The 11,760-nt window shown below is 66.8% G+C and carries 10 protein-coding genes and 1 tRNA gene; 3 read left to right on the top strand and 8 right to left on the bottom strand.

Annotation, left to right across the window (positions count from 1 at the left end):
- Window position 1: 1 nt before the first annotated feature.
- On the bottom strand, window positions 2-1,807 hold the full coding sequence (locus tag OG735_RS10895; protein WP_327322938.1) for a bifunctional metallophosphatase/5'-nucleotidase: 1,806 nt from the start codon (window positions 1,805-1,807) through the stop codon (window positions 2-4).
- A gap of 168 nt (window positions 1,808-1,975) precedes the next feature.
- Between OG735_RS10895 and OG735_RS10890 the strand changes: the two genes are divergently transcribed.
- Both OG735_RS10890 and pyk read left to right on the top strand, forming a co-directional pair.
- Window positions 1,976-2,689: an SIMPL domain-containing protein gene (locus tag OG735_RS10890; RefSeq protein ID WP_327322937.1), complete on the top strand. Its 714-nt coding sequence runs from the start codon at window positions 1,976-1,978 to the stop codon at window positions 2,687-2,689.
- Between the two features lie 144 nt (window positions 2,690-2,833).
- Window positions 2,834-4,267, top strand: a complete 1,434-nt coding sequence (pyk, locus tag OG735_RS10885; RefSeq protein ID WP_327322936.1) for a pyruvate kinase — start codon at window positions 2,834-2,836, stop codon at window positions 4,265-4,267.
- Window positions 4,268-4,297: 30 nt separating this feature from the next.
- Here the strand turns inward: pyk and OG735_RS10880 are convergent, their stop codons facing one another.
- Together OG735_RS10880 and OG735_RS10875 are read right to left on the bottom strand one after the other, a co-directional pair.
- The gene (locus OG735_RS10880) at window positions 4,298-5,083 is read right to left on the bottom strand and encodes a transcriptional regulator (protein ID WP_327322935.1); all 786 of its coding nucleotides are present in this window, start codon (window positions 5,081-5,083) and stop codon (window positions 4,298-4,300) included.
- Window positions 5,084-5,192: 109 nt separating this feature from the next.
- Window positions 5,193-5,267 (bottom strand) — tRNA-Leu (locus OG735_RS10875).
- A gap of 98 nt (window positions 5,268-5,365) precedes the next feature.
- Between OG735_RS10875 and OG735_RS10870 the strand changes: the two genes are divergently transcribed.
- Window positions 5,366-6,019: an ANTAR domain-containing response regulator gene (locus OG735_RS10870; RefSeq protein ID WP_327322934.1), complete on the top strand. Its 654-nt coding sequence runs from the start codon at window positions 5,366-5,368 to the stop codon at window positions 6,017-6,019.
- A gap of 69 nt (window positions 6,020-6,088) precedes the next feature.
- On the opposite strand, the gene OG735_RS10865 is transcribed toward OG735_RS10870, so the two are convergent.
- From OG735_RS10865 to OG735_RS10845, 5 genes are all read right to left on the bottom strand, one after another.
- Window positions 6,089-6,805, bottom strand: coding sequence for an ABC transporter ATP-binding protein (locus tag OG735_RS10865; RefSeq protein ID WP_327322933.1), 717 nt, complete (start codon window positions 6,803-6,805; stop codon window positions 6,089-6,091).
- On the bottom strand, window positions 6,802-7,674 hold the full coding sequence (locus OG735_RS10860; RefSeq protein ID WP_327328273.1) for an ABC transporter ATP-binding protein: 873 nt from the start codon (window positions 7,672-7,674) through the stop codon (window positions 6,802-6,804). The genes OG735_RS10865 and OG735_RS10860 overlap by 4 nt, the downstream gene beginning before the upstream one ends.
- A 5-nt stretch (window positions 7,675-7,679) precedes the next feature.
- On the bottom strand, window positions 7,680-9,413 hold the full coding sequence (locus OG735_RS10855) for a branched-chain amino acid ABC transporter permease (RefSeq protein ID WP_327322932.1): 1,734 nt from the start codon (window positions 9,411-9,413) through the stop codon (window positions 7,680-7,682).
- A gap of 5 nt (window positions 9,414-9,418) precedes the next feature.
- Complete coding sequence (locus tag OG735_RS10850; RefSeq protein WP_327322931.1) at window positions 9,419-10,351, bottom strand: branched-chain amino acid ABC transporter permease; 933 nt, start codon at window positions 10,349-10,351, stop codon at window positions 9,419-9,421.
- A gap of 100 nt (window positions 10,352-10,451) precedes the next feature.
- Entirely contained in the window at window positions 10,452-11,681 is a 1,230-nt protein-coding gene (locus tag OG735_RS10845; RefSeq protein ID WP_327322930.1) for a branched-chain amino acid ABC transporter substrate-binding protein, read from the bottom strand.
- Between the last annotated feature and the right edge of the window lie 79 nt (window positions 11,682-11,760).

Genomic DNA, 11,760 nt, shown 5'->3' with positions numbered 1-11,760 from the left:
ACTAGAAGACGGGCGCGCCGTCCCGGGTCAGCTTCCAGCCCACGGCCGCGAACTGCGCGGGGTCGACCGTGCCCTTCGCCTTCACCCAGTTGATGATCGTGTTCCGGATCTCCTCCGAATTCGCCCACAACTGCTGGGACTTGGCGACATGCGGGAAATTCCCGCCGCCACTCGCCCGGTAGTTGTTGACGGCCAGCACGAACTGCGCCGCCACGTCGATCGGCTTGCCGTCGAAGGACAGATTTACGATCCGCGAACCCGCCGGCTTGGCGATGTCGATCTCGTACGTCAGACCCGAGACCGCGTCGTAGTTGTAGTCCGGAGTGTTGTCGGCGTTGGTCAGCTTGGCGGTGTCGACGGGACCGCCGGCCGGCGTCTGCACGTAGTACCGCGCCGAGAACTCCAGATAGTCCTTGAGCTGCCCGCCCGTCAGCAGCCGTGCCTCCAGGGTGTTCTCGAAGACATAGAGCCCGGCCGCGTCCCTGATGGTCACCTGGCCGGCCGGGATCGCCGCCGTGCGCGAGAAACAGGACGCCTGCGAGAGGACGGGCAGCGTCGCGTACTGGCCGCCGGCCAGCGCCGCCTTCACCGTCTCCGCCTGGACGTGATTGATCAGATCGATGATCGGCTCGTCCTTCCACGGCGCGTCGGCCGTGGTCATCGCGGTGGTGGAGGTGCCGATGACCTGATTGACGTACGCGACGACCTTCTTGTGCTCGTCGCCGAGCAGCCCGGTGATCTTCGGGTCCTCATCGGCCGTGTTGGAGTTGAGGACCTGCGCGCCGACCTTCTCGACCGTCCAGCGGCCCTTCTCCCACACCAGGTCGAAGTCGAACAGCGTGAGCCGCTGGCCCCACTTCAGCGGCTCGGAGAGCACGACCTTCTTGCCGGTCTCCTTGTTGGCGACGAAGTACTCGGCGATCTCGGTGTGTGCGTGGCCGACGAGTATGGCGTCGATACCGGGCACCTGCTCCGCCACCAGACCGGCGGCGTTCTCGATGTACGGGAGCTGGTCACCGTAGGAGGACGTGCCGCTGGAGCCCGAGTGGGCGGAGACAATCACCACGTCCGCGCCCATGGAGCGCAGCTTCGGCACCCACTTCGCGGCCTGCTCCTCCAGACCCGGGAAAGTCATCTTCCCCTGGACGTTGGCCTTGTCCCAGATGGCGATGCCGGGGTTGGTGAGGCCGAGGACGGCGAGCTTCACATCGCGGCCGCAGGGCGTGCGCAGCCGGTGCATGCTGTACGGGCGGAAGGCCGGCCGGAGCGTCTTGGCGTCCAGCGCGTTCGCACCGAGCAGCGGGAAGTCGCACTGCTCCTCGAACTTGCGCAGCACCGGAATGCCGTAGTTGAACTCGTGGTTGCCGAGCGCCGCGGCGTCATAGCCGATCGCGTTCATGGCCTGCGCCATCGGGTGCACCGGACCGCGCTTGGCCGTGATCGGGTCGACCTTGGCGTAGTAGTACGAGAGCTGGGTGCCCTGGATGGTGTCACCGGCGTCGATGAGGAGCGTGTTGCGCCGGCCCTTCTCCTTGCGGATCTTCTCCACGAGCGTCGAGATCTTCGCCAGGCCCACGTCGTTGTGGGTCTTGTCGTCGAACTCCTTGTCCGTGAAGTAGTCCCAGTTGAAGACATTGCCGTGCAGGTCCGTGGTGCCCATGACGGTGAAGGAGTACCGCTTCGGCGGACGCTCGTGGCTGTGGCCCTGCTCGGCCGCCCCGGCGGGCAGGGCGGTGGCGCCCGCGACGGCCACACCGGCCCCGGCGGCGGCCGACCGCTCCAGGAACGTCCTACGGTTCAGCGGCATTTCGTCTCCCTCGTATCGGTGCACAACGCGCGTAGATTCTGACGCAGGAGCAGTATCCGGCAACACCCCTCGCGGGTTTCGATCTGGTGTCCGCCGGTTGTCCCGCCCGGGATGCGAGAGTGTCCATGACGTCCGCCGGCACAACCACGAAGTACGAGGGAGCCTCCCGTGACCACCGACGCACCCAACACCGCCGCGCCGTACGGCACACCGGAGACGCCGCGCGTCGCCGTGCGCGGCGAGGCGCGCCTGGAGTTCGACCCCGAGATCGCCAGGATCGGCGTCGCGGTCAGCGCGCGCGGCACGGACCGGCGCAGCGCGCTGGAGGACCTCACCCGCCGCAACTCCGCGGTCCTTGACCTGATCAAGTCCTACGGCGAATCGGTGGAGAAGCTGGAGACCGGCGCCTTCTCGATCACTCCGGAGCTCACGCGGCACGGCCGCGGCGAACGCGTCCGCGCCTACTACGGCCGCGTCCACATCACCGCCGAGCTCAGCGACTTCACCGCGCTCGGCGAGCTCACCACACGCCTCGCGGATCTTGAGCTGACCCGAGTGGACGGCCCCTGGTGGGCCCTGCGCCCGGACTCGCCGGCCCATGGCGAGGCCCGCCGCCAGGCGGTGAAGGAGGCCGTCCAGCGAGCCCGCGAGTACGCCGAGGCCCTGGGTGCGCGGCTGGCCGCTCTGGTAGAGCTGGCCGATCTCGGCGCGGAGAACGCCGTCGCGTACGGACTGCCTCCGACGCCCGGTGGCATGCGCATGGCCGCATACGGCGGCACCGACAGCGCCGAGATGGCCCCGGCCCTCGATCTGGAGCCGCAGCGCCAGACCGTCTACGCCCAGGTCAACGCCCGCTTTACGATGACGCCGCCGCAGCTGTGACGGGGGCGTGCTCCAGCGACTGAAATGCTCATCGGAGCGCCCCCGCGCGCAATTCAACACTTGTCAATAAGGCTTCACGTAAAGGTTGTTGAGTAGTCATGCGCGGCCAATTCTCTACCGGCCGGTAAGCCCTACGCTCGAATCATGCGCCGAGCAAAGATCGTCTGTACTCTTGGGCCCGCCACCGACACATACGACCAGATCAAGGCACTGGTCGAAGCCGGAATGGACATCGCCCGCTTCAACCTCAGCCACGGCACCTACGCCGAGCACGAGGAGCGCTACCAGCGCGTACGCAAAGCCTCCGACGAATCGGGCCGCAGTGTCGGCGTACTCGCCGACCTTCAAGGTCCGAAGATCCGACTCGGACGCTTCCGCGAGGGACCCGTACTGCTTGAACGCGGCGATGAATTCACCATCACGGTCGAGGAGACGGAAGGCGACCGCGAAATCTGCGGCACCACCTACCAGGGCCTCGCCGCCGATGTCACCACCGGAGAGCGCATCCTCGTCGACGACGGCAAGGTCGCCCTCCTGGTGACCGCGGTCGACGGCCCCCGGGTCCACACCACCGTCGTCGAAGGCGGCATGGTCTCCGACCACAAGGGCCTCAACCTCCCCGGCGTGGCCGTCTCCGTGCCCGCGCTCTCCGAGAAGGACATCGAAGACCTCCGCTGGGCCCTGCGTATCGGCGCCGACATCATCGCCCTCTCCTTCGTACGCAGCGGACGCGACGTCGACGACGTGCACCGCATCATGGCGGAGGAGGGCCGCCGACTTCCCGTGATCGCCAAGATCGAGAAGCCCCAGGCCGTCGAGAACATCGACGACATCGTGGCCGCTTTCGACGGCATCATGGTCGCCCGCGGCGATCTCGGCGTGGAAATGCCCCTCGAGCAGGTGCCGATCGTCCAGAAGCGTGCCATCAAGCTCGCCAAGCGCAATGCCAAGCCGGTTATCGTCGCGACCCAGATGCTCGACTCGATGATCGACAACTCCCGCCCCACGCGCGCGGAGGCGTCCGACGTCGCCAACGCCGTCATCGACGGCACCGATGCCGTGATGCTGTCGGGCGAGACGAGCGTCGGGAAATACCCCGTCGAGACGGTGAGGACGATGAGCCGCATCGTCGAGGCGGCCGAGGAGGACGTGCTCGCCAAGGGCCTGCCGCCGCTGACAGAGCGCAACAAGCCCCGTACACAGGGCGGCGCGGTGGCCCGAGCGGCAGCCGAGATGGGCGACTTCCTGGGCGCGAAGTTCCTGGTCGCCTTCACACAGTCCGGCGACACCGTCAGGCGGCTGTCCCGCTACCGCTCGCCGATCCCGCTGCTGGCCTTCACACCGGACGCGGCCACCCGCTCCCAGCTCAACCTCACCTGGGGCGTGGAGACCTTTGTCGGTCCGCACGTCGACTCCACCGACGCCATGGTGGCCCAGGTCGACGAGGAGCTGCTGAAGATCGGCCGCTGCGAAAAGGGCGACATCGTGGTCATCACGGCCGGCTCCCCGCCCGGGGTAGCGGGCTCGACGAACCTCGTACGGGTACACCACATCGGCGAGGACGACAGCCCGAAGTAGGTGGCGGGTACGTCTCTCGGGCCGAGGTGATCAGTACTTCGGCCCGATGTGGGCGTCCATCAGCGCGACGGACGCGCGCTTGGCGACGGAGATGTTGTACGGCTTTCCTGCGCGGGTGCAGTGCTTCCACTCGATGCCGAGCTTGTCGAGAGTGTCGGTGTAGAGCTGTCGGATGTCGTCCGAGACGTTGGTGAACCAGTAGCGGGGGTATTCGTAGCGCTTCCGCTCGCCGCCGACGAGGCGAGTGGTCCAGTTCATGTTCCGGCATCCGTCGGAGTGGATGAGGCCGCGGACGAACTCCCAAGGGTGCGCGTCCACGATCTCCTGTTGCCAGGGTTCGAGGACGATGGAGCGCTCGTGCTTCTTGCCGGGGCCATGCTGCGGGAAGAGACATGGCCAGTGCTGGCTGTAGCTGGTGACCGCCACACATCCCTGCTTCTGAAGGATGCAAACCCGGCTCTCCGGACGGACGGTCGTGATGGCGGCGCGGCATTGGTCGATCAGGCCCGGCCAGGCGTCGGCGCACGCGACGCGCAGGTAGTAGCCGCTGCCGCGCGGATGGGGGCTGATGCACCCGTCGCCGAGGTAGAGGCCCAGTAGATAGGCGTACGCGGCCTGGTTCGCCGGTATTCCCGGCCGGGCTGCGCATCTTGGGCACCGGTCGATCTGCCTGAGCATGCGTGGACGTGGCTCGATCCGGGTCTGCCACTCGCGGATTGCGGCCCGCGATATGCCCGTCTGCTTGCTTACGGAGTTCAGGCTGCGCCCCTGGGCTACGAGCGCGAGGGTCCGCTTGCGCGTATCAAGGTCGTACATGTGGCCGACCCTGCCGTGATCTCGGAGGGCAGACGTCGCATCGAAGCGAGGTTCACTGACGTGAGTGAAGATCCCCAAAAGTTAGGTGACCTTGGAATCGAAGAAAAGGTGCCCCGGGTCGGACTCGAACCGACACTGTATGGGTTTTGAATCCATTGCCTGCTGCCAATTGGGCTACCGGGGCTCGCAGAATCAAAGGTTTTCCCCGACCTGCTGCAGCACCACCTTACCGTAGCTGGGTAGGCTCATGGAGAGCTGCACATGCCCTGAACGAGGAGTCCCGTGACCGCCCCCGACTCGCCCCAGCCCGTCGCCGATGACGACAAGTCGCACGTCCCTCCGCTGACGACCCGCGTCGTGATCGCCGAGGACGAGGCGCTCATCCGGCTCGACCTCAAAGAGATGCTCGAGGAAGAGGGCTACGCGGTCGTCGGCGAGGCCGGTGACGGTCAGCGGGCCGTCGAGCTCGCCCGGGAGCACCGCCCCGATCTGGTCATTCTCGATGTGAAGATGCCCGTCCTCGACGGGATCTCCGCGGCCGAGAAGATCGCCGAGGAGTCCATCGCCCCCGTCCTGATGCTGACCGCGTTCTCGCAGCGCGATCTCGTGGAGCGGGCCCGGGACGCCGGAGCCATGGCGTATCTGGTGAAGCCGTTCAGCAAGAGCGACGTCGTGCCGGCGATCGAGATGGCCGTCTCCCGGTTCGCCGAGCTGAAGGCGCTGGAGCAGGAGGTCGCGGACCTCTCCATGCGGCTGGAGACGCGGAAGCTGGTCGACCGCGCGAAGAGCATTCTGCAGACGCAGTACGGGCTGACGGAGCCCGCGGCGTTCCGGTGGATCCAGAAGACCTCGATGGACCGGCGGCTGTCGATGCAGCAGGTCGCCGAGGCGGTCATCGAGGACGCCGAGGAGAAGAAGGCCGCGAAGGGCGAGTAGGGCATACGGAGCATACGGAGAGGCCCGCACCCCGAGCTCGGGGTGCGGGCCTCTCCGTATGCGTACGGCTCAGTCCTCGCCGAGATACGTCTTGCGGACGTTCTCGTCGTGCAGCAGGTCCTGGCCGGTGCCCGTCAGCTTGATCTCGCCGACCTCCATCACATGGCCGTGGTCGGCCAGCGAGAGGGCGGCCTGGGCGTTCTGCTCGACGAGCAGGATGGTGGTGCCCTGGGACTTCAGTTCGACGATGGTCTCCATGATCTTCTGCATCATGATCGGGGAGAGACCCATCGACGGCTCGTCCAGCATCAGCAGCTTCGGCTGCGACATGAGCGCACGGCCCATCGCCAGCATCTGCTGCTCGCCGCCCGAGAGGGTGCCGGACGCCTGCTTCCTGCGCTCTCCCAGGATCGGGAAGAGGTCGTAGGCGCGCTGGATGTCCTTCTCGATGCCCGCCTTGTCGGTGCGCAGGAAGGCACCGAGCTGGAGGTTTTCGGCGATCGTCAGCCGCGGGAAGATGTGCCGTCCCTCGGGCGAGTGGGCCAGGCCCAGCGAGACGATCTTGTGGGCCGGAACGCCGCTCAGCGGCTTGCCGTCGAAGATGATCCGGCCGCCGGAGGGCTTGAGGAGCCCGGACAGCGTCCGCAGGGTGGTGGTCTTGCCCGCACCGTTGGTGCCGATGAGGGTGACGACCTGGCCGGCCTCGACGCTGAAGGAGATGCCCTTGACGGCTTCGATCTTGCCGTAGGCCACCCTGAGGTCTTCGACCTCGAGCAGAGCGGTCACTGGGTTTCCCCTTCCGTGCTGGTGGTGCTCTGTGCTTCGGCCGCCTCGACTTCGGCGACCTCGGCTGCGCCCGGTGCGCCTTCGAAGGGCGTACCGAGGTAGGCGGCGACGACGCGCTCGTCACCCTGGACGACCGCGGCCGTCCCCTCGACGAGCTTCTCGCCCTGGACCAGGCAGGCGACGCGGTCGCACAGATTGAAGATGAAGCGCATGTCGTGCTCGATGACGAGAACGGCGATGCCCTGGTCCCGGATGGCGAAGATGAGTTCTTCGGTGACCCGGGTCTCCTGCGGGTTCATTCCGGCGGTGGGCTCGTCGAGGAGCAGCAGGCCGGGCTCGCTGGCCAGGGCTCGTGCGATTTCGAGCTTGCGCTGCTCGCCGTAGGGGAGGTTGCGGGCGAGGTGATCGGCCTTGTGCGCCAGGCCGATGAACTCCAGCAGTTCCATGGCCCGCTCGTGCGAGGCGGCTTCGGCCTTCTTGAAGCCGGGGCCGCGCAGCAGGGCGGACCAGAGGCCCTCCTTGGTCCGGGTGTGGCGTCCGACGAGGACGTTCTCCAGGACCGACATGTTGGCGAAGAGCCGGATGTTCTGGAAGGTGCGGGCGACGCCTGCCTTGGTGACGAGGTGGGGCTTGGGCGGCAGAACGGTGCCCTTGTACTTGACCTGGCCTTCTGTCGGTACGTACAGCCCGGTGAGGCAGTTGAAGAAGGTGGTCTTGCCGGCGCCGTTGGGGCCGATGAGGCCGACGATCTCGCCGGCGCCGACGGTGAGGTCGACCGAGCGTACGGCGGTGAGGCCGCCGAAGCGCATGGTGACGCCGCTGGCGTCCAGCACCGTGTCGGTCGCGGTGTTCTTGGTGGTGGTCGTCATGTCGTTCACGCCCCCGCCTTCGCGATGCCGACGCCGGAGTCGGGCAGTTCCACGTCCGGTACGTCGAGTTGGTCGGTCTCGTGGTATTCGAGCTGGGCGCGGCGGTTGGCGATGAGGCCCTCGGGACGGAACCGCATCAGCAGGATCAGCGCGATGCCGAAGCCGAGGAGCTGGTATTCCTGGAGGAACTGCAGCTTCGCCGGGATCATGTAGAGCAGCGTGGCGCCGACCAGTGGTCCGCTGATGGTGCCCATGCCGCCGAGGATGACGGCCGCCAGCAGGAAGGCGGAGTTGGGCGGGACCGGGCCTGCGAACTGGTACATCTCGGGGACCACGGTGTGCTGGACGTGTGCCTGCACGGTGCCGGCGAGGCCGGCCAGGGTGGCGCCGAGGGCGAAGGCGATGAGCTTGACCCTGAAGCCGTTGATGCCCATGGCGGTTGCGGCGGTCTCGTCCTCGCGGATGGCGACCCAGGCCCGGCCGATACGGGAGCTGCCCGCCCGGCTGAAGACCAGGATGACCAGGATCATCGCGAGCAGCATCAGCAGGTAGTAGTTGGCGTAGCTGCCGAGCTCGAAGCCCGCGATGGTGTGGGCCTCGCCGAAGTTGAACCCGAAGAACACGAGGTCCGGGATGTTCGGGATGCCGTTCGGGCCGTTGGTGATCTGCGGTCCCGATACGCCGTCGAGGTTGCCCACGGTGATACGGAAGATCTCACCGAAGCCGAGGGTGACGATGGCGAGGTAGTCGCCGCGCAGTCGCAGGGTCGGAGCGCCGATGACGACGCCGAAGATCAGCGAGACGGCGGCGCCGGTGAGGACGGCGGCCCAGAAGGGGAACTGCACGTGGAAGGCGGAGGCCGTTGTCCCGGAGACGAGGGCGGCGGTGTACGCGCCGACGCCGAGGAAGGCGACGTATCCGAGGTCGAGGAGACCCGCCAGACCGACGACGATGTTCAGGCCCAGGGCGACGGTCGCGAAGATGAGGATGTTGACCGCGATGAGCGTGTACGTGTCGGTGTTCTGCGTGAACGGGAACGCCGCGGCCGCGACGAAGGCGGCGATGAGGGTCACCTGGCGGTACTTGGCGGTGACCGCCGAGAGCCGCCCGACGAGGCCGGCCTTGAAGAGCGCGGCAGCGGCGAAGGCGAGGGCGATGAGGTAGCCGGTGAACAGTTCGGCGTACTCGGTGTCGATGCCGTAGGTGATCACGTACATGCCGACGGCGAAGGAGCCGACGATGATCAGGATCTCGGCCCAGGAGGGGAGGGCCTTGGGCCGGGAGACCGGACGGCTGTCGTCCGGCAGCATGAACGCCGTGGCGACGGGGAGTGCGGAGGCCACTGCGGCGACATAGCCGCCGGGTTCGAGGTTGATCGCGCCGCCGAGCTCGACGGCGATGGCGATCACGGCGAACCAGGTGGTGCCGAAGGCGCCGAGGGCCAGCAGCTTCAGGGCCTTGGTCGTGCCGGCCGGCGCGAGCCAGCCCAGTCCCTTGATGCCCAGCGAGGCCAGCGAGTACAGGACGATGACCAGGCCCATCACGAGGGTGAGGACCTGCAGGCCGCCCGGGTAGCCGTAGACGGTGAGGTCTCCGGGGAACTTGCTGGTGTACGTCCAGGACAGGAAGGTGCTGAGGATGGTGGCGAGGCCGCCGACCGCGGTGAGCCAGCGCAGTGCGGTGACGCGGGAGGCGCTGTCCGCCGGAGCGGCCTCGGCCGTCTTGGTGGTGTCAGTCATGGTTCTCACGCCCGATCCGCGACGCGCTCACCGAGCAGACCCTGTGGCCTGACGAGAAGCACGACGATGAGAAGTACGAAAGCCCAGACGTTGGACCAGGCGCCGCCGCCGAGCTGCTGCATGCCGGGGATCTCTTCGATGTAGGCGATCGACAGGGATTCCGCGAGGCCGAGGACGATGCCGCCGACCATGGCTCCGTAGATGTTGCCGATGCCTCCGAGGACTGCCGCGGTGAACGCCTTCAGTCCGAGGATGAAGCCCATCTCGAAGTTGATCTGGCCCTTGTCGAGGCCGTAGGCGACCGCCGCGACCGCGGCGAACGCGGCGCCGATGGCGAAGGCCATCACGATGATGCGGTCCGTGTTGATGCCCATCAGCTTCGCGGTGTCCGGGTCCTGCGCGGTGGCCTGCATGGCGCGGCCGCTGCGGCTCTTCGAGACGAAGAAGCCGAGGCCGAGCATGCACAGCGGGGCGAGGACGAGGACGAAGGCGTCGGCGCGCTGGATCGACAGGTTGCCCAGGATCTTGAAGGACTCACCCGTGAACTCCGGGAAGCTCACAGCCTTCTTGGCGTCCGGGTAGAAGCCCCAGACAAGCTGCTGCAGGGCGATGGAAAGGCCGATCGCGGTGATCAGCGGGGCAAGCCGTGGCGCACTGCGCAGCGGCCGGTAGGCGAAGCGTTCCGCGGCGGTGGCGACGGCGACGGAGGCTATTGCGCCGCCGATGATCATGAGGGGTATCGCCACCAGGAGCGAGGTTCCGCTGGGGAGCCAGGTATAGGTGGTGAGGGCGCCGAAGCCCCCGATCATGAAGATCTCGCCGTGGGCGAAGTTGATGAGCTGGACGATGCCGTAGACCATGGTGTACCCGATGGCGATGAGGCCATAAAGGGCACCGAGGGCAAGGCCGTTGGCCAGCTGTTGCGGCAGTTCGTTCACCGCAGGGCCTCCGATGAGCGTGTCGGATATGACACCGCGCGAGGGCGCTTGTTGCGCCCTCGCGCGGTCTGGTTCATTTGGTGCGGGGCAATGCGGTGGATCAGTCCTTGAACGTGGCGCTCTTGACGTCCGCCCAGTTGCTGCCCTTGACGGCGTAGACGGTGAGCTGCTTGTTCGTGGTGTCACCGAACTCGTCGAAGGCGACCTTGCCGGTCACACCGTCGAAGGAGACCTTGGACATGGCCTCGGTGACCTTGGCGCGGGCGTCGGCCGGCACCTTGCCGTCGTTGGCGGCGACGACCGCCTTGACGGCCTGGATGATGGCCCAGCCGGCGTCGTACGAGTAGCCGCCGTACGCCGCGTACGGGTCCTTGTAGCCGCCCGCCTTGTAGTCGTCGATGAACTTCTTGGCGGTCGGGAGCTTCTCGACCGGGTAGCCGACGGACGTCGCGAGGTCGCCGTCGTTCGCCTCACCGGAGGCCTTGATGAACGCGGGGTCGTAGATACCGTCGCCACCCATGGTGGGGATCTTCGCTCCGGCCTTCTTGACCTGGTCGGAGAGGAGACCACCCTCGGGGTACTGGCCACCGAAGTAGACCGAGTCGGCACCGGAGGACTTGACCTTGTCGGCGGTGCTGGAGAAGTCGGTCTCCTTCACCGTGACGTGGTCGGTGCCGGCGATGGTGCCGCCGAGACGCTTGAACTCGTCGGAGAAGATCGCGGCGAGGCCGGCGCCGTAGGTCTGCTTGTCGTCAACGACGTAGACCTTCTTCTTCTTGGCGTCGTTGTACAGGTACTGGGCGGCGAACTTGCCCTGGATGACGTCCGTGGTGGCGGTACGGAAGTACGTCTTGAACGGACGCTTCTTCTCGCCCTTGCCCCAGTTGTCGCCCTGGGTCAGCGACGGGTTGGTGTTGGCCGGAGAGACCTGCGTGAGGTTCGCCGTGTTGAAGACGCCCTGCATCGACTGCGAGACGCCGGAGTTCAGCGGGCCGACTACGCCCAGAACGTCCTTGTTGCCTACGAGCTTGGTGGCATTGGCCTGGCCCGAGGCAGGAACTGCCTGGTCGTCGTAGGATTCGACCTTGAATTCAATGCCGGGGACTTCGTTGTTCTTGTTCGCGGTCTTGGCTGCAAGGTCCACGGAGTTCTTGATCCCCTGGCCCAGTGCGGACAGCGAGCCTGTCAGCGGTGCGTCGACACCGATGACCACAGTGGTCTTGTTGCCGCTGTCGGTCCCCTTGCTGTCGTCGCGCGAGCCGCAGGCGGAGAGTGTGAGTGCTCCCGTGGTGACCACGGTGGTGAGGATGAGCAAGGAACGCTTTCGCACGATAAATCCTTTCCCTGGCGCGGCACCTCTCCTGAGGTGCCGTTTGGTCGCCGGGCCGTACTGGGGGGTACACGGCCGT

The organism is Streptomyces sp. NBC_01210 (assembly GCF_036010325.1).
In the GTDB taxonomy this organism is placed as follows: Bacteria; Actinomycetota; Actinomycetes; order Streptomycetales; family Streptomycetaceae; genus Streptomyces.
The sequence above is the reverse complement of the archived record's forward strand: the minus strand, read 5'-3'. Positions and strand labels throughout refer to the sequence as shown.

What these genes read in the sequence shown, in the direction of transcription:
- OG735_RS10895 (WP_327322938.1), bottom strand. Translation starts at nt 1,807, where the DNA reads ATGCCGCTGAACCGTAGGACGTTCCTGGAGCGGTCGGCCGCCGCCGGG.
- pyk (WP_327322936.1), top strand. Translation starts at nt 2,834, where the DNA reads ATGCGCCGAGCAAAGATCGTCTGTACTCTTGGGCCCGCCACCGACACA.
- OG735_RS10880 (WP_327322935.1), bottom strand. Translation starts at nt 5,083, where the DNA reads ATGTACGACCTTGATACGCGCAAGCGGACCCTCGCGCTCGTAGCCCAG.
- OG735_RS10860 (WP_327328273.1), bottom strand. Translation starts at nt 7,674, where the DNA reads ATGACGACCACCACCAAGAACACCGCGACCGACACGGTGCTGGACGCC.
- OG735_RS10855 (WP_327322932.1), bottom strand. Translation starts at nt 9,413, where the DNA reads ATGACTGACACCACCAAGACGGCCGAGGCCGCTCCGGCGGACAGCGCC.